20 protein-coding genes are annotated in these 17,702 nt (G+C 40.6%); 11 read left to right on the top strand and 9 right to left on the bottom strand.

Annotated elements, in window-relative coordinates; all coding sequences use genetic code 11:
• Window positions 1-69: 69 nt before the first annotated feature.
• Complete coding sequence (locus tag PKC55_RS00340; protein ID WP_291128781.1) at window positions 70-768, bottom strand: LrgB family protein; 699 nt, start codon at window positions 766-768, stop codon at window positions 70-72.
• Window positions 765-1,112 (bottom strand): CidA/LrgA family protein, encoded by a 348-nt coding sequence (locus tag PKC55_RS00335; RefSeq protein WP_291128784.1) that lies wholly within the window; start codon window positions 1,110-1,112, stop codon window positions 765-767. Before PKC55_RS00335 ends, PKC55_RS00340 begins: the two co-directional genes overlap by 4 nt.
• Window positions 1,113-1,512: 400 nt before the next feature.
• Between PKC55_RS00335 and PKC55_RS00330 the strand changes: the two genes are divergently transcribed.
• Entirely contained in the window at window positions 1,513-1,989 is a 477-nt protein-coding gene (locus PKC55_RS00330; protein WP_291128787.1) for an outer membrane protein, read from the top strand.
• Between the two features lie 67 nt (window positions 1,990-2,056).
• Here the strand turns inward: PKC55_RS00330 and PKC55_RS00325 are convergent, their stop codons facing one another.
• From PKC55_RS00325 to PKC55_RS00300, 6 genes are all read right to left on the bottom strand, one after another.
• Entirely contained in the window at window positions 2,057-2,800 is a 744-nt protein-coding gene (locus PKC55_RS00325) for a UDP-2,3-diacylglucosamine diphosphatase (RefSeq protein WP_324371807.1), read from the bottom strand.
• A gap of 73 nt (window positions 2,801-2,873) precedes the next feature.
• Entirely contained in the window at window positions 2,874-3,188 is a 315-nt protein-coding gene (locus PKC55_RS00320; protein ID WP_006843372.1) for a metal-sulfur cluster assembly factor, read from the bottom strand.
• A gap of 95 nt (window positions 3,189-3,283) precedes the next feature.
• Window positions 3,284-3,835 carry an SMI1/KNR4 family protein gene (locus tag PKC55_RS00315; RefSeq protein WP_291128792.1) on the bottom strand — a complete coding sequence of 184 codons (552 nt, stop codon included), beginning with the start codon at window positions 3,833-3,835 and terminating at the stop codon, window positions 3,284-3,286.
• Between the two features lie 21 nt (window positions 3,836-3,856).
• Window positions 3,857-4,555, bottom strand: a complete 699-nt coding sequence (radC, locus tag PKC55_RS00310) for a RadC family protein (RefSeq protein ID WP_291128794.1) — start codon at window positions 4,553-4,555, stop codon at window positions 3,857-3,859.
• A 130-nt stretch (window positions 4,556-4,685) separates the two neighbouring features.
• Window positions 4,686-5,252, bottom strand: coding sequence for an elongation factor P (efp, locus tag PKC55_RS00305; RefSeq protein WP_135104740.1), 567 nt, complete (start codon window positions 5,250-5,252; stop codon window positions 4,686-4,688).
• Window positions 5,253-5,350: 98 nt separating this feature from the next.
• On the bottom strand, window positions 5,351-7,504 hold the full coding sequence (locus PKC55_RS00300; RefSeq protein ID WP_291028683.1) for a M3 family metallopeptidase: 2,154 nt from the start codon (window positions 7,502-7,504) through the stop codon (window positions 5,351-5,353).
• Window positions 7,505-7,668: 164 nt separating this feature from the next.
• Here PKC55_RS00300 and PKC55_RS00295 point away from each other — a divergent pair, with 164 nt between their 5' ends.
• From PKC55_RS00295 to PKC55_RS00280, 4 genes are read left to right on the top strand one after another with little or no spacing between them, the layout of a single operon-like run.
• Complete coding sequence (locus tag PKC55_RS00295; RefSeq protein WP_291028682.1) at window positions 7,669-8,073, top strand: DUF8479 domain-containing protein; 405 nt, start codon at window positions 7,669-7,671, stop codon at window positions 8,071-8,073.
• 20 nt (window positions 8,074-8,093) lie between these two features.
• Entirely contained in the window at window positions 8,094-8,492 is a 399-nt protein-coding gene (locus PKC55_RS00290) for a DUF805 domain-containing protein (protein ID WP_291028681.1), read from the top strand.
• A gap of 14 nt (window positions 8,493-8,506) precedes the next feature.
• The gene (locus tag PKC55_RS00285; RefSeq protein WP_324371368.1) at window positions 8,507-8,953 is read left to right on the top strand and encodes a NanQ anomerase/TabA/YiaL family protein; all 447 of its coding nucleotides are present in this window, start codon (window positions 8,507-8,509) and stop codon (window positions 8,951-8,953) included.
• A 48-nt stretch (window positions 8,954-9,001) separates the two neighbouring features.
• On the top strand, window positions 9,002-11,008 hold the full coding sequence (locus PKC55_RS00280) for an alpha amylase C-terminal domain-containing protein (RefSeq protein ID WP_291126426.1): 2,007 nt from the start codon (window positions 9,002-9,004) through the stop codon (window positions 11,006-11,008).
• A gap of 57 nt (window positions 11,009-11,065) precedes the next feature.
• On the opposite strand, the gene PKC55_RS00275 is transcribed toward PKC55_RS00280, so the two are convergent.
• Window positions 11,066-11,668: a hypothetical protein gene (locus PKC55_RS00275; RefSeq protein ID WP_291126424.1), complete on the bottom strand. Its 603-nt coding sequence runs from the start codon at window positions 11,666-11,668 to the stop codon at window positions 11,066-11,068.
• Between the two features lie 258 nt (window positions 11,669-11,926).
• On the opposite strand from PKC55_RS00275, the gene PKC55_RS00270 reads away from it, so the two are divergent.
• The 6 genes from PKC55_RS00270 (at window position 11,927) to PKC55_RS00245 (ending at window position 17,691) form a co-directional block, all read left to right on the top strand.
• Window positions 11,927-12,901 (top strand): type I phosphomannose isomerase catalytic subunit, encoded by a 975-nt coding sequence (locus PKC55_RS00270; RefSeq protein ID WP_291126422.1) that lies wholly within the window; start codon window positions 11,927-11,929, stop codon window positions 12,899-12,901.
• Between the two features lie 81 nt (window positions 12,902-12,982).
• Window positions 12,983-13,942: a ferrochelatase gene (hemH, locus tag PKC55_RS00265; RefSeq protein WP_135104732.1), complete on the top strand. Its 960-nt coding sequence runs from the start codon at window positions 12,983-12,985 to the stop codon at window positions 13,940-13,942.
• The gene (locus PKC55_RS00260; protein ID WP_324371363.1) at window positions 13,943-15,106 is read left to right on the top strand and encodes a glycosyltransferase; all 1,164 of its coding nucleotides are present in this window, start codon (window positions 13,943-13,945) and stop codon (window positions 15,104-15,106) included.
• A 152-nt stretch (window positions 15,107-15,258) separates the two neighbouring features.
• The gene (locus PKC55_RS00255) at window positions 15,259-16,023 is read left to right on the top strand and encodes a ParA family protein (RefSeq protein ID WP_291127645.1); all 765 of its coding nucleotides are present in this window, start codon (window positions 15,259-15,261) and stop codon (window positions 16,021-16,023) included.
• 34 nt (window positions 16,024-16,057) lie between these two features.
• Window positions 16,058-16,966: a ParB/RepB/Spo0J family partition protein gene (locus tag PKC55_RS00250; protein WP_135104729.1), complete on the top strand. Its 909-nt coding sequence runs from the start codon at window positions 16,058-16,060 to the stop codon at window positions 16,964-16,966.
• 26 nt (window positions 16,967-16,992) lie between these two features.
• A complete protein-coding gene (locus PKC55_RS00245) occupies window positions 16,993-17,691 on the top strand; it encodes a DUF5683 domain-containing protein (protein ID WP_135104728.1) in 699 nt (232 codons plus the stop codon).
• Window positions 17,692-17,702: the final 11 nt, after the last annotated feature.

Genomic DNA, 17,702 nt, shown 5'->3' with positions numbered 1-17,702 from the left:
TTTTGCTGAATTCAATAAGCTATTTATGCTTGGAGGCTGATAAGGATTTTTCATCCTATCGGCCTTTTTCTATAATGAAGCAAACAGCTGGTGCAATATCGGTATCAGCAATGCAGTCATTACCCCCATCAAACCGATGGCAAGCCCGCTCAATGCACCCTCTATCATCCCCATTTCCATCGCTTTGGCTGTACCTACCCCGTGCGACGAAGCCCCCATCGCCAAGCCTTTGGCAACACTACTTTTGATACCCAGCAAACGTAATATAGGTGGTCCGATAATACTTCCGAATATACCGCAGAAAAGCACAATCACCGCCGTAAGCGATACATTACCGCCCGATTGTTCGGCAATACTCATCGCAATAGGTGTAGTCACCGATTTGGGTTCGAGAGAATGGATAAGCATCTGATCGGCTCCTGTTATTCTCGCTAATAGTACCACACTTAGTATCCCCACAATACTACCCATAAAGATAGAGGTAAGGATGGATATTACATTGCCTTTGAGGTATGCCAACTGCTCGTATAGGATATAGCCTAACGCCACAACGGAAGGCCCGAGCATGAAGCTAACGAACCGGCTACTCTCTTCAAAAGTCCGGTAATCAATACCTGTCACCTTCAAGAATGCTATAATAATAGCAATGGCAACAATCATAGGATGCAACAAAGCGATGCGTGTCTTCTTAAAAACCCATTGTCCGAACAGGTAACTGCCAAAAACAAGGAGAAGCGTAAATTCTGTGGATTCAAATAGTGCTCTCATTTTCTTCTTCGTTCCATTTGTTGTTGAACAATAGCGACAACCACAATAACCAATACCGTACTCACCGAACAAACGATGAGTATAGACATCCAGAATTTACTGATCACACCATACGCACCCAATAAGCCTGCTCCGGCAGGAATAAAGAATATTGCCATGTTGCGGGTAAACACATTTGCTACGTCTTTTACATTGTCGGGAGAGATAGCCTTGAAGTAAAGACTGAGGAATAATAAAATCATTCCGATGATATTCCCGGGAACGAATCCTTGAATAAGATAACTGATTCCTTGTCCCAAGAAATAAAACAGGAGAATGATAAAGATACCTTTTATCATTTTCATAACGATAACCTTCTAATTAACTCGGGTACAAAGTTAGATGTTTTTTATTGATAAGCTATCAGACCTCACTTTAATTTTTCAGGCAGAGTAAACTCCCTAAGTATTATTTAACTATGTAGATTTTAAAGTCATTTCAGAGGCTGTAAATATTTATCAAAAACGCTTTTATTTAGAAAAAACAAACCTAAAAGCACAAATATTTGTGAACTTTATATTATGTTTGTGCGTTTGTTTGTTAAAAGGGATTTAAAAAAGGACACAATAATAATATTAAATAAAAAATTAAAACCAGAACAAATTTTTTAACCGTAGCACATTACAATCTGAAAAAATAATCAAATCTTAATTTTAAATATTTAAAGTATATTTTATTGTATAATAATTTATTAAATAATTGTATATGAAAAAAGTATTATTCGTTTTTATGTTTGCCTTATTGGCAATCGGAGTGCAAGCACAACAAGGTGAAAAATCAGGCGTTCTTCAAGCCGGTTATCAATCAGACCCGGGTCGTTTGATGATTGGTGCTGAAGGCAGATACAACATCACTAACAATATTCGTATTGCACCGGATGTAATGTTCTTATTTCCTAAGAATAAAGTTACAGGGCTTGATATCAACGTAAATGCACATTATGTATTTCCATTAGAAGGTAATGTAAGTGTATTCCCTTTAGCAGGTTTGGCAATGTTGAACAATCGCTATTCTGGTAGTAATGGTGGTGGCAGTAATGGCTTCACAAACTGGGGATTCAATCTTGGTGGAGGCTTGGAGTATAATCTGAGCAGCAATACTTTCTTAAACCTCGAAATGAAGTATACATTCAGCGATGCTGACCATTTCACTGTAGGATTTGGATATGGTGTTAAGTTCTAAATATCTATAAACAACAAAAAAGGGAGAATCTTTATTCTCCCTTTTTTTGTGTCTATTATTTAACCGTTTACTCTTCAAACATCTCTAACGAAAAGTTCTCACCATCGTATACTCCATAAGAGAAAAACTTAATCCAATCGCCCAATATCACCACTCTGCCGGTAGCAGAAATCATCAGATCGAGCATTATATGCCGATGTCCGAAGATGAAGAAGTTGATATTCGGAGCCAGCTTCAAATGATTTTTGGCATAAACCACCAAGTGCTCTTTATCTTCACCAAAATAGTCCGGCATCTCGTCGTTCTCACGATTGTGGTTCGACCACCATTGCGCAAAGCCTACCGTCCAACGGGGATGAATAGCGGCATAAGCTTTTCTGCATATTTTGCTATGGAAAACAGACCGCAGGATTTTAAATGATGCGGAATCATCTCCTAAGCCATCTCCATGTGCCAGAAAAAACTTTTTGCCGAATATTTCTTTGACCAAAGGCTGAACATGAACAATCATACCACACTCTTTCTGTAAGTAGTCGGTCACCCAAATATCGTGATTGCCGATAAAGAAATGCACCTCTATCCCCATATCTGTAAGCTCGGCTACTTTGCCCAAGAAGCGGACAAATCCACGCGGAACCACATTCCGGTACTCGAACCAGTAGTCGAAGATATCACCCAACAGATAAACAGCCTGTGCATCTTGCTTTACCATATCAAGCCAACGACACAGCTTGCGCTCCACCTCATGTTGTGGGAAATAACTTTCTTTGATTTTTACAGATGGCAATGTCATCATCTGTTGCTTATCCATTCTTTTCTTATGAAAAGCAGAACCCAAATGGGCATCGGATAAAAAATAAACTTTCTTTCCCACCGCCAGTGTTTTATAAAAATCCTAACTCAAGTTTTGCCTCTTCGCTAAGCATATCTTTGTTCCACTCGGGCTCGAAAGTAAGATCTACGATCACATTATTGACTCCCGCAACCGACTGTACTTTATATCTTACATCTTCGAGTATAAAATCGGCTGCCGGACAGTTTGGAGCTGTCAGCGTCATTGTGATGGTTACATTTTTATCATCGTCTATATCCACTTCGTAGATTAGTCCGAGATCGTAAACGTTGACTGGTATTTCCGGGTCGTAAACAGTCTTCAACATGTTTACTATTTTGCTTTCTAATTGTAATAAATCACTCATAATTCATTTTTTGTATGTGAGTTATAAACATTCTTTGGCATATAATGTTTACAATCACCCTCTGTTAGAGGTACAAAAATAATGAAAAAAGATGATTATACGAACATCGCCCGGTTCAAGTCGTATGCAAAATTAGCAACCCAAGAGCCAAAAGATGGTGCTTGCCTGAATCGACCGGTATCGTCGTGCCATATACGAATTATCTGACCCCGCGATCCCCTGTTTGCTGGAGCCATATCTAAACACAAGTGATTACCCAAGCCATCGTCGGTAAAAGGTATCCACAAGCGACTATGCCACACATCTTGTACGCCATCGTCTGCATTTGCCATCGCATCATCAAAGGCTCCGGTAGTAGCCAGACGTTGCCAGATTACCCATTCTTCTACAATACGTTCAAGACTCATCAGCTCTTCGCCGTTGACGATACCATACGCATTGGGTATCTGTCCGTTATGTATTTTATAAAATTCGAGAAAATCGATGGGTAACTTTACACCAAGCACAGACTCGGCCCAGCCTATCTGTTCTTGCGTTGCCCCGGGTAGTAATACTGCATCAGGTTTCACGCCTCGTTTCAATAAATAGCTCTCTATACGAGGCCAACTTTCCTCTACAATTGAGTTTTGTGTAATAGCGGTTTTCATCTTTATACTTATTTTGCTCTTCTATAATCTCCCAGTATCCATATAGCTGTAGTATGAGTTGTCACAAACAATAATATGATCGAGCAGGCGGATATCCATAATATATCCTGCTTCTTTGAGCCGCTTTGTAATCTGATCATCATCGTCGCTCGGTTGAGTGCTTCCCGAGGGATGATTATGACACAATACCATAGCCGAGGCTAAGGATTGAATACCTTCTTTCATTATAAGACGGATATCCACTACTGTTGCGGTCAAACCACCTTTACTTATCTGTATATTTTTCACCACTTTATTAGCCCGGTTAAGGAACAAAACCCATACTTCTTCATGCTTTAGGTCTGCTAATATCGGATGAAATATATCATACACATCTTTACTGGACGTAATTTGCGGACTGACAAGGGCTTCAGACAATTTCCTTCTTTTTCCCAATTCCAGTGCCGCCACTATTGTTATTGCTTTCGCTTCTCCTATTCCTTTAAAATCCTTTATAAGGTCTTTTATTTCCAATTTACCCAGAGTGTTCAGGTTATTGGAAACGCTATGTAAAATCCGTTGGGACAGCTCAACCGCTGTTTCGCTTTTATTGCCCGAACCGATCAGTATACCTAGCAATTCAGCATCAGAAAGTGCCGATACCCCTTTTAACAACATCTTTTCGCGGGGTCGGTCTTCTTGAGCCCAATCCTTAATGTTTAGTTTCGTATTAAGTTTCATGTAGGTTATTTGTCTCCTAGATCCATTCAACTTCAAAAATATATAATAAAATTTGAATATAAAATATTTTATAAAAAAAAATAAGGCCAGTTTTGAAAACTGACCTTATCCTCTATAAAAGTAATAATTACTATGCTTTTACTCTTTCTACATACGAGCCATCGGCTGTATTAATTTTAATTTTGTCTCCTTCGTTAATAAAGAGTGGAACACGCACCTCAGCCCCTGTTTCTACTGTAGCCGGCTTTAACGTATTGGTTGCAGTATCGCCTTTCAGTCCGGGTTCGGTATACGTTACCAAAAGTACAACGTTCTGAGGCATTTCGGCTGTCAATACAGTTTCTGTTTCGGCATGCACCTGTATCTCTACCATATCTCCTTCTTTAAGAAAAGCCACCCCGGCTATCATATCCCCTGCAAGAGATATTTGTTCGAAAGTTTCGGTATTCATAAAGTTATACCCCATATCGTCCTGATAAAGGAATTGATACGGACGTCTTTCTATACGTACTTCATCCAGCTTCACTCCGGCATTGAATGTTCTTTCAAGAACACGTCCGGTAGTTACACTTCTCATTTTTGTACGTACAAATGCGGCACCTTTACCGGGTTTCACATGAAGGAATTCGATTATTACATAATATTGTCCATCGATATCGATGCACATACCGTTTCTTATATCTGCAGTAGTTGCCATTGATTGTATTTTATTGTTATTATTTTTTTCGAGTTGCAAAGATAATAAATTACATTTATCAGCCAACAGTTATCAGTTAACAAACAACTTAGAACTTATTACTTTACAAATCCCCTGTTCTTCAACAGATAAATCGGATTAGGTTCTGCGCCCCTGAACTTTTTGTACAATACCATTGGCTCTTCCGATCCGCCTTTCGACAATACGTTTTCACGGAACGATTTTGCAGTTTCCTGATCAAAAATATTTCCTTTTTCTACAAAAGCCTGGAATGCGTCAGAGTCCAAAACTTCAGACCACAAGTAGCTGTAATATCCCGAAGAATAACCTCCGCTGAATACATGTTGGAAATACGTGCTTCTGTATCGAGGTATTATTTCGGAGATCAAGCCGATTTCTTTCATTGCATCTGCCTCAAATTTATCTACGTTCAGTTTTTCAAGACCTTCGCCATGTTTAGGGTCAAAGTTTGGAGAAGAAGCGGTCAGGGTATGCCATTTCATATCCAGAATTGCAGCAGCCACAAGTTCAGTGGTAGCAAATCCTTGATTGAAGTAACCCGCATTCTGAATCTTTTGTATCAACTCGGCAGGAATAGTTTCACCTGTTTCATAATGCTTTGCATACATCTTCAACACTTCCGGTTCAAATGCCCAGTGCTCCATGATCTGAGAAGGCAGCTCTACAAAGTCGCGAACAACCGATGTACCCGACACGCCGTTGTAAGTACATTTAGATAACAATCCGTGCAATCCATGTCCGAATTCGTGGAACATCGTTTCCACCTGATCGAGAGTCAACAGTGCCGGCTTGCCATCTGTTGGAGGATTGTAGTTACCCACATTGTAGATCAATGGATAAACAAACTCACCTTTATATACTTCCTGTTTGCGAAAGCTGCTCATCCATGCTCCCGGACGCTTACCCTGACGTGCAAAATCATCGAAATAAATGATTCCGATAAATGAACCGTCAGCATCACTTACCTCATATGCTTTTACGTCTTGCTGATATACAGGTATATCTGTTTTCGGCTTGAATGTAATGCCATATAGTTTGTTTGCGACAGCAAATACACCTTCACGCACATTATCTGCTTTGAAGTAAGGTTTCAAAGCCTCTTCATCCAATGCGTATTTTTCTTTACGAAGCTTTTCGGCATAGTACCACCAGTCCCACGATTCTATTTTTATATCATGTCCTTCTTTCTTGGCAATAGCCTGAAGTTCGGCAGCCTCTTTTTGAGCTTGCGGCAAAGCATACTTCCATATATTGTTTAGCAGCCCCATCACATTTTCAGGAGTCTTAGCCATTGTTTCTTCGAGCACATAGTCGGCGTGTGATTTATAGCCTAGCATATTTGCTTTTTCGAGTCTGAGGCTAACTATCTTCTTGATGTTTTCTTTGTTGTCGAATTCATTTCCGTTATCACAACGCATATACATCGCCTTATATAGTTTTTCGCGAAGCGCACGATTGTCGGCATATTGCAAAAACGGCTCCCAGCTTGGCTTACTCAGCCCAAACACCCATTTGCCTTCCAGCCCTTTATCTTTTGCTGTTTTAGCAGCAGCGGCAATCACATCCTCAGGAAGTCCCGAGAGGTCTTCTTTTTTATCAATTACCAATTGGTAGCTATCTGTCTCTTTCAACAGGTTCTGATTAAAACTAAGCGATGCGTTGCTCAGCTCTTTGTTGATCTCACGCAAACGTGCTTGCTTCGAACCATCCAAAAGGATACCCGAACGGACAAAGCCTTTGTATGTTTTATCCAACAACATCTTTTGCTCTGTTGTCAAGGTCTTTACTTGCAGGCTATCGTCGTACACGGTTTTGATGCGAGCAAAAAGCTTTTCGTTGAAGTTGATATTATCATAGTGCTCGGTACGTAAAGGCGTAATCTCTTTTTCTATGTTCTGATACACAGAATCGGACATTGTACCTGTCATTACAGAAAATACAGAACCTACCCGATCAAGCATCCGGCCCGACTCGTCCAAAGCCACTACTGTATTTTGGAAAGTAGGTGCTTCGGGGTTATTGATGATAGAATCAATCTCGGCATTATGACGCTTCATTGCTTCTTCGAAAGCAGGCATAAAATGTTCTGCTTTTATTTTATCAAAAGGAGGAACCCCTTCCGGAGTGTCGAATTCGGAAAAGAAAGGATTATCTTTCCCATCCTTATTGCTTGTAGTGTTACAAGAATAAACCATAATTAGAATACTAAGAATAAATAAGATTTTCTTCATACAAATAAGTTAATCGTGTGAATGATTAGATTTTATGACAAAAGTAAGTAAAAATAACGTTAAGGAGAAACATTTAATCGGCTTCCACAATAAAAAACAGCGGAATTAACAGATAATCCGATTAATTTTCTTAAACTTGTATGGTTTATAAAATTTAAGAATCCATGAACAAACTTCTAAGTAGCCGAAACCTCATTTGCACATTTCTGCTAATTAGCATTTTTTCATTCACCCGGTGTGCAGGCAGTATCGAAAGCAAGTTGCAGGCAATAGCTGCCGAGACAAACAAAGATTGCCCTAAGACATTGGATCAGTGGACTCGCCTAGATAAGTGCGTTGCTGTAGGCAGTAGTAATTTTGAGTATCATCTTACCATACTACAAGTGGTGATAAGTGATACCACCACTTTCAAAACACAATTGAAGCCGCAGCTTTTGGAGGTATTGAAAACAAATCCCGACTTAAAAATATTCAGGGATAACGATATTACCGTAAAGTATATATACAACGACCAAAATGGAAAGTATATATTTTCTACAATCATAACACCTCAAGAATATAAGCAATAAAAAGGATTACAAAATAAAATATGGAAGACAAACAACGCATGTTTCAAAATCCATTTTCTGCAAAAGGACGTATCCGCAGATTAGAATATGGACTTAGTTATCTTATTTATGTAGCATACTATTATACGATTGCCCTCATTCTTGCCTTGTCTGGAATACTTGAGGATGTAAACTGGAGTTTTCTCATCATTTTCCTTCTTTTGATACCAGCCTATTGGTTTTTGATTGCACAAGGAGCGAAAAGATGCCACGACAGAGGTAATAGCGGATGGTTTCAACTCGTCCCTTTTTATGCTTTTTGGATGCTTTTTGCAGGAAGTGATTATGGCGAAAATGAATATGGGTTTAATCCCAAAGGCGAAGGCAACGAAAGTGTAGAAGATATGATAGACAATATAGGAGTACCCGAACAGGAGTAAAAGAAGAAATAAAAATGATATTAGACAAATTAGAAAACTCAGGAAAATACGAACATCTACACCCGCTGTTTAAACAGGCATTCGACTATCTGAAATCAATTGATTTCTCGAAAGCCGAACCGACTAAAACAGAGCTGAAAGGCAAAGACCTTTTTGTAATGGTAAGCGACAGCGACCTGAGAGCCGCCGACAATGCGAAGCCGGAGGCACATAACAAATATATAGATATACAACTGCCAATAAGCAGGCCTGAAACCTTTGGGTGGAAAGCTCGCCAAGACCTGACGCATCCTATTGGCAACTTTGATGAAGAAAAAGACATTCAGTTCTTTGACGACAAAGTTGAAACACAGATAACAGTCTTACCCGGCAACTTTCTTATATTCTTCCCCGAAGATGGGCATGCCCCTTGCATAGGCGAAGGACAGGTAAGAAAAGTAGTGGTAAAAATAAAAATATAAGTTCCTCCCCCACTTTGGGAGACGAACTGTAATTAACAATTGACAGACATGCTTAAACTCATTAAAAACGACCCTTGGTTAGAACCTTATGCAGCAGCGATAGAAGGCCGTTATGAATATATTCAGAAAAGAGAGGCCGACCTTACCTGCAACGGAAAGATCACTCTTTCTGAATTTGCCTCAGGACACCTGTATTTTGGGCTTCACAAAACAGAAAAGTCGTGGATATTCAGAGAATGGGCCCCGAATGCAACCGCGATCTATATGATAGGCGATTTCAACGGCTGGCAAAAAACTGAAGAATTCAGACTGCAACCAAACGGTAACGGTGAGTGGCAAATAGAACTGCCTCTGGACAAAATAAAACACCACGACCTGTACAAACTTATTGTATGTTGGAATGGTGGCGAGGGCGAACGTATCCCCGCATGGACAACCAGGGTAGTACAAGACCATCATACTCATATATTCAGCGCACAGGTGTGGGACCCGTTTCTGCCTTATGAGTTTCGCACAAAAAAATTTAAGCCCAACACGAACCCCCTTTTGATTTACGAATGCCATATAGGGATGGCTGTAGAAGACGAAAGAGTGGGTACATACGAAGAGTTCAGAATAAATGTGCTTCCCCGTATCAAAGAAGACGGCTATAATGCTATCCAGATAATGGCAATACAGGAGCATCCGTATTACGGCTCGTTCGGATATCACGTCTCCAGCTTTTTTGCGGCATCTTCACGCTTTGGCACACCCGACGAACTAAAGCACCTGATAGACGATGCGCATGCGATGGGTATAGCCGTGATTATGGATATCGTACACTCACATGCCGTAAAAAATGAAAAAGAAGGACTGGGACGATTCGATGGATCTTACACCCAATATTTTCATGGAGGCAGCAGGCGCGAACATCCGGCTTGGGATTCATTGATTTTCGACTATGGAAAAAGTCAGGTAATACACTTCCTGCTTTCCAACTGTAAGTTTTGGCTCGAGGAATACAACTTCGACGGATTCCGTTTCGATGGCGTCACCTCTATGCTTTATTACTCGCACGGACTGGGAGATAACTTTAGCGGCTATGAGGACTACTACAACGGCAACGAAGACGACGATGCCATTTGCTACCTTACATTGGCAAACAAGCTAATCCACGAAGTACGTCCAAACGCCATTACCATAGCAGAAGAAGTAAGCGGCATGCCGGGGCTGGCTACAAAGATAAAAGACGGCGGATACGGCTTCGACTACCGCATGGCGATGAACATACCCGACTACTGGATAAAAATCATCAAAGAGCGAAAAGACGAAGACTGGCATCCTACAAGCATATTCTGGGAACTGACAAATCGCCGTGAGGAAGAGAAAACAATCTCTTATGCCGAGAGCCACGACCAAGCATTGGTAGGCGACAAAACAATAATATTCAGGCTTATAGACTCTGATATGTATTGGTATATGTCGAAGCATTACGGCAGCTCGTATGCCACCGACAGAGGGATAGCGCTGCATAAAATGATACGCCTTGCAACCGCCTCAACAATCAATGGCGGCTACCTCAACTTTATGGGTAACGAATTCGGGCATCCCGAATGGGTAGACTTCCCTCGCGAGGGCAATGGGTGGTCGCACAAGTATGCCCGCAGACAATGGTGGCTGGCAGACAACAAAGACCTGCGCTATCATTATTTGGGCGACTTTGATAAAGCCATGCTTTCGCTTCTAAAATCGGAAAAAAAATTTGAGCAAACACCTATTATAAGATTGTGGGATAAGGACGAAGATCAGGTGCTCGCCTACATGCGTGGCAATCTGATATTTGTTTTCAGTTTCAACCCGAGCCAATCGTTCTACGACTATGGATTCCTTGCTCCCGAAGGAAAATATCAGGTGGTGCTCGATACCGACTCTCTCGCTTTTGGAGGTAATGGCCTGACGGACGACAGTATAGAACACTTCACTATACATGACGAGCTATACCACAAAGACGGAAAAGGCTGGCTCAAGTTGTATATACCTGCACGTACGGCTTTTGTTCTGAGAAAAATAGACTAGCTATCAGATAAAACAAGTTGCCTTAAAGGAAGAAGGAGTATACCTTTAAGGCAATTTTCATCTTTCAATCTTCAATATTACCACTTCTTTCACCGAATTATATTTCAGTTCATTCTTCGAAAAACCCTTCTTTAAGATTGTATCATAAACATCAACTCCGGGCAGCATATCCAGCCCTCTATCTTCGGCTCTACCGGGAGATAAATAAAAATAAATAGAATCGACCGTAAATGACGCAACCTTCATCAGGCTATATTCATTTTTGTCGTACCTCACATAGTAAACGTCACCGACCTGTGGATTCTCTACTTTGTCTTTTATATCCACTTCGCCGGATATAGCGTTTATTACAACCCATACAAGAATAAAGATGACTAGTAGTGCGAGCACAGATGGCATAATGAATATCCACCGAGGAGTTCTAAACCGATTGCGAATTTCGTCCGTCACGGGAAATTGTTGAATAGTAAACGATGTTTCGCATGAACAACAAACAGGAATGAAGTGTTTAGTTGTGGGAAATAAAGGAATCCGAAGCAGATGAAAATAACGCTGATATGGCATCATCAGAATAGAATCTTCCTTACCACATGCAGGGCATGACTGTCCTGTGTGAATAGGAGAAGCAGACGTTCCCCTTGTTCCAAAAATAAAATTCATAGTGTACTCTATTATCGTGTAACTGTAAGTTTGTGTGCTTAGTAAGTTTCTACGAATATATTAAATTTTTATAAATAAAGATTACACTTATTTAGGTAAATTAAATAATAACGGATAATAATAAAAAGATTGACTATTTTTGTTCTGATTTCTTGAAAAGCATACAATAAACGTAAGCATACTGATCGGAAATCACGAAAATAGATTAATCGCAATCACGGATATTCCGTGTAATCACAAAAATAAATTTTCAACCAAATGAGTTTATACCCATTAAAATTTAAACCTATCCTCAAATCCATCATCTGGGGGGGAGACGAAATATGTAAGTTTAAAAACGTAAGCCCGCTTCAGGAAGGGATCGGCGAAAGCTGGGAAATATCAAGCGTGGAAGGCAACGTTTCGGTAGTGGCCAACGGTGCGTTGGAAAACAAAAGCCTCGACGAAATTATTTCTACATACAAAGAGCAGTTGCTCGGAAAGAAGAATTTCGAAACGTTCGGCACTACATTCCCTTTGCTTATCAAGTTTATAGATGCACGCGACAATCTGTCGATACAAGTACACCCAGACGATGAATTGGCAAAGAAAAGACACAACTCTTTCGGGAAAACCGAAATGTGGTATGTTATCAATGCTGCTCCGGGCGCATTCCTATATTCAGGATTCGAAAAAGAAATAACTCCCGATGGATATGTAAAAAGCATTGAAGACAATACATTTGTAGATTACCTTGCAAAACATGACGTTAAAAAAGGAGATGTATTCTTCTTGCCTGCCGGACGTGTTCATGCAATCGGTGCGGGAACATTCATCGCCGAAATACAACAAACATCGAACATCACATACCGCATCTACGACTACAACCGTAAAGATGCCAACGGTAACGGACGCGAACTGCATACCGAATTGGCAAAAGATGCTATCGATTATAAATTGTACGACAGCTACCAAACAGCATACACACGCAAGGAAAATCAACCTGTAGAATTGGAATCGTGCAGATATTTCACAACCAATCTGCTTGAGCTTACCAAAGATATTACAAGAGACTATAGTAACAATGACTCATTTGTTGCTTATATTTGTATGGGAGGTGCTTGCAATATACGAGACAATAAAGGCAACGACCTGAGTGTGAAGCAAGGCGAAACAATCCTTATCCCTGCCGACACACAAAGCGTAAGCATCAGCCCCGAAGGCAATGTCCTACTTTTGGAAACATATGTATAGTTAGTTTATAAGATATTTATATAATAACGCGACACCATATTTTCCTTTCCGGGAGTGTATGGTGTCTTTTTTAGAAGAAAAATGAGAGGAGTATTAATAGTAAATACAGGGAGTCCGAAAACATGTGAACGAAAAGATGTAAAATTCTTTATCCGATCGATGCTTTCAGACCCCTATGTGATGACCGTTCCCGATTGGTTTCGACCTATCTTGGTCAACGGAATTATTATTCCGCTCCGTCAGTTCAGCTCTACAGCGCATTATGAACTCATCTGGGACAATTCGCTCGACGACTCACCATTGATACATCAGGCAAAACAATTGTCCGAAAAGCTGGAAGAGCTCACAGGCCTCCCCACCGAACCCGCCATGAGATACGGACAGCCCGATACGACTGCCGCACTCGATTACCTGATGAGCAAGAATAACCGATTGCACGAGGTGGTTGTGTTCCCTCTGTTCCCACAGTATGCAGAATCATCGTACAAGACAGCGGTAGATCAGGTTGGCAAAGAGTTTTTTAAACGTCCATACCCTTTCAGACTAAAATTTATAGAGCCGTACTTCAATCATCCTGCCTATATTTCAGCTTTAGCCGAAAGTATACGACCATATATCGAAAAAGAATACGACAAAATTATTTTCAGCTTCCACAGCCTGCCGCTCGACCATGTAGAAGAAGGCTGGAAGAAAGGGAAAGAATTCGACTACGTATATCAAACCAAAGAAACGGTGAGGCTTGTGATCAAGGAGCTGGGTATAGACACCAAGAAAACCCGCCAAACCTACCACTCGGCGATGGGAAAGAAATGGCTGGGCCCCGACTTGGATGAAATAGTAAAAGAACTGGCAGAAGAAGGTCAGAAGAAACTGCTGGTGGTTGCTCCGGGCTTTGCTGCCGACAATCTGGAAACATTATACGATATAGATATAAGAACAAAAGAACTGTTCCTAAAACAAGGAGGTACAGACCTTACATATATCCCTTGCCTCAACAGTGAGCCGCATTGGGTAGAAGCTGTAGCTAAAATAATTTCTTAGATGAAACGTATTTTATTCTTCAACGATGGCATGGAAACAGGCGGAACCGAAAAGTTATTGGTGAGTCTGCTCAATCATCTGGCAGGTAAAGGCTGCGTGATCACGCTTCTTTTGCCAATGCCTTCGGAGAAGAATATATTGATCGAAGAAATATCACAATCCATTACTATAAAGTATATATACAAAGAGAATACATCGCACCTGAAAAGAAAGTTGGGAGAGAATTTTATGGTATTCTTTCCCCGCTTGTTTGCGAAATGGAAAGGCATAAAAGAATCTGACTACGACCAGATCGTTTGTTTCAAAGAAACATTCTTTGCTCGTATATTCAGCAAGATGCAATTACCTAAAATTTTATGGATACACAATATTTTATATAAACGCATATACGAAACAGGTTCTTTGCGAGATAAATTTTCCGTATGGCTCAACAAGAAGCAATTAAAGCTTGTACAAGCGTCATACAACCATTTCGATAAAATAATATGCGTATCGGATGCAGCCAGAAACGCATACCTCTCGGTGTTGCACAACGGAACAAGTCCCAATCAGGACATACGGGTATTATACAACGCTATAGACCTTACAAAAGCGATAGAAAAATCGAAACAAACGATAAAAACCCTGCCGCAAGGACAAACTAACTTCATATTACTGACACGCACTTCTCCCGAAAAGCGCACCGACAGACTGATTAGTGCAGCAAGGAGGTTAAAAGAAGAAGGGTATGATTTCCATATATATATAATAGGCGAAGGCATGGATAGCCAATCGATGCAAGATTCTATTGCAATATCACACCTGCAGGACACAATCACGCTGAAAGGACGCATCGACAATCCTTTTCCTTATATATTACAATGCAAGTGGTCGCTATGTGTATCAGAGAGAGAAAGCTTTTCACTCGCCTTACTCGAATCGATGGCACTAAAAACACCTGTGATAACAACCAACTGCGGAGGCCCCGGCGACATTGTAGACGGAGGCAAATACGGCATCCTTGTAGAGAATAGTACCGAAGGGGTTTATCAGGGCATGAAGATGGTTTTGGACAACCCTACCCTGTCCGTTAAATACAGTGCAGACCTCGACAAGGCTGTTGCCCGATTCGACTATCAAGGCTGGCTGAAAAGCGTGGAAAAACTATTGGCTGTTAATTCATAGCTTTTGGTGTACAAGCAGATAAATGCGCTCGGCTTTTATTAACAATCTGCCTGACTTTTCAACAAAAAATATCTTGTTACACATATTTAACTTCTAAATCCTATTTTTATTTATTTAATTTGTCCTCGGAAATTTTATTATTAACTTTCTCTATGGGTAAAATTATAGCATTAGCTAATCAAAAGGGTGGCGTAGGAAAAACCACCACCACAATCAACTTGGCGGCATCGTTGGCAGCACTCGAAAAAAAGGTACTGGTAGTAGACGCCGACCCTCAAGCAAATGCATCTTCCGGACTTGGGGTAGACATAAAGAAAGTAAACAAAACGATCTATGAATGCCTTATCGGTACAGCATTGCCCAAAGATGCAATCGTAAAGACCGATATAGAACGCCTTGATGTACTGCCTTCGCACATCAATCTGGTAGGAGCCGAACTGGAAATGCTGAATATAGAAAACAGGGAAAAACAACTGGCGGCAGTGTTAGTTCCCATGAAGACCGATTATGATTTTATACTCATCGACTGCTCTCCGTCATTGGGGCTGATTACAGTAAACGCACTTACAGCGGCAGACTCTATCATCATACCCGTGCAGTGCGAATATTTCGCCCTCGAAGGAATCAGCAAATTACTGAATACAATAAAGATAATAAAGAACAAGCTAAACCCGGCATTAGAAATAGAAGGATTCCTTCTCACGATGTACGATGCCCGTTTACGTTTGGCAAACCAAATATATGAAGAGGTGAAAAACCACTTCCAAGACTTGGTATTTACTACCGTTATACAGCGAAATATCAAGCTCAGCGAATCGCAAAGTTTCGCTCAGCCGGTATTGGTATATGATGCAGCATCCAAAGGAGCGATCAATCATATGCAGCTGGCGCAAGAGCTTATTGAGAAAAATTCTTAACTTTGTTTTTCTGTAGAATATATAACTAACAATTATGGCTAAAAAAATGGTTTTAGGAAGAGGACTCGATGCACTGATTGCCATTGACGAAGTAAAGACCGAAGGCTCTTCCTCTATCAACGAAATAGAATTATCGAAAATACAGGCTAATCCCGATCAGCCAAGACGTATTTTTGATGACGAAGCATTACAAGAGCTTGCATCTTCTATTCGGCAGATAGGTGTTATACAGCCAATTACTTTACGAAAAATAAACGAAGACTCATATCAGATCATAGCCGGAGAGCGTCGCTACAGAGCTTCACTCATGGCCTCCCTGACTACAATCCCTGCATATATAAAAACGGCAGAGGACGAAAATGTGATGGAGATGGCCCTTGTGGAAAATATCCAGCGTGAAGACCTCAACTCGATAGAAATAGCTTTGGCATATCAGAATCTGATAGAAACATATGATCTTACACAGGAACGACTAAGCGAACGTGTAGGAAAGAAAAGGACAACAATAGCCAACTATCTGCGCTTGTTGAAGCTTCCAGCTGAAATACAAATGGGCATCAGAGACAAGAAGATAGATATGGCACACGCCCGTACACTTGTCACACTCGAAGACCCTGCGGCTCAGCTCGAAGTATACGAACTGATACTTGAAGAAGGACTGTCGGTGCGCAAAGTAGAAGAATACGTAAGAGCTATCAGCAAGGGAGAAAAGCTTGAAGACCTGCTTAAAGAAGAGAAAGCAGTAGAAACCGTAAAAAAAGCGGGGATAAAAAAGGCGACTCCCGAAGAATTTGAATTGTTGAAAGACCATTTATCAAAATTCTTTTCTACAAAGGTTCAACTGACTTGCAACGAAAAAGGAAAAGGGAAAATAAGCATCCCTTTCAAGTCGGAAGAAGATCTGGAAAAAATTATAGCTATTTTTGACCAATTAAAAAAATAAAACGAAGTATTCTCCGTAATATCTATATGAGGAAGGGGTTAATAATTGGTTTGTGTTGCGTTTTAGGGAACTTTTGTCTGAGTAGCAATGCTCAGGAGGCACTTCCAAACGATTCTACCATTCTCAAAAATGCACGGCGGGAAGCAAAAGAAAACGCTATCAAGAGTGATACCGTATCTCCGCTGATAAGCGAAAAACCTGTAGTGGTATTAGCCGATTCTATAATTACGATTGGCAAACCTGAGTTTAAGCCTGACTCTAAGAAGGCAGTCTTATACTCGGCTATCTTTCCCGGAGCAGGGCAAATTTATAACCGCAAATACTGGAAACTACCCATTATCTATGGAGGCGCATTAGGGCTTACCTATGCCATAACATGGAATGGAGCACGGTACAACGAGTATTCGCAGGCTTATAAAGACTTGGTATTGGGAACAGGAACGAGCTATCTGAACTTTATCAGTAACAAAGATGTACAAGCAAATAAGCAAGTTTGGATCGATAGATTTAAGCGTCAGAAAGACTTTTTCAGGAGAAATCGCGACTTGGCTATTATTGCTTCGGTTGGAGTATATGCACTATGTATGATCGACGCGTATGTCGATGCTCAATTATATGATTTTGATATGTCTCCGGATCTATCCATGCGGATTGAACCCATGATCTGGATACCGACACCCTATTCTAAAGCCGCTTTCGGGCTTCAATGTATTATAAATTTTTAAACTAAGCAGGG

The sequence above is a fragment of the Dysgonomonas sp. genome (genome assembly GCF_035323175.1).
GTDB lineage: Bacteria > Bacteroidota > Bacteroidia > Bacteroidales > Dysgonomonadaceae > Dysgonomonas.
The sequence above is the reverse complement of the archived record's forward strand: the minus strand, read 5'-3'. Positions and strand labels throughout refer to the sequence as shown.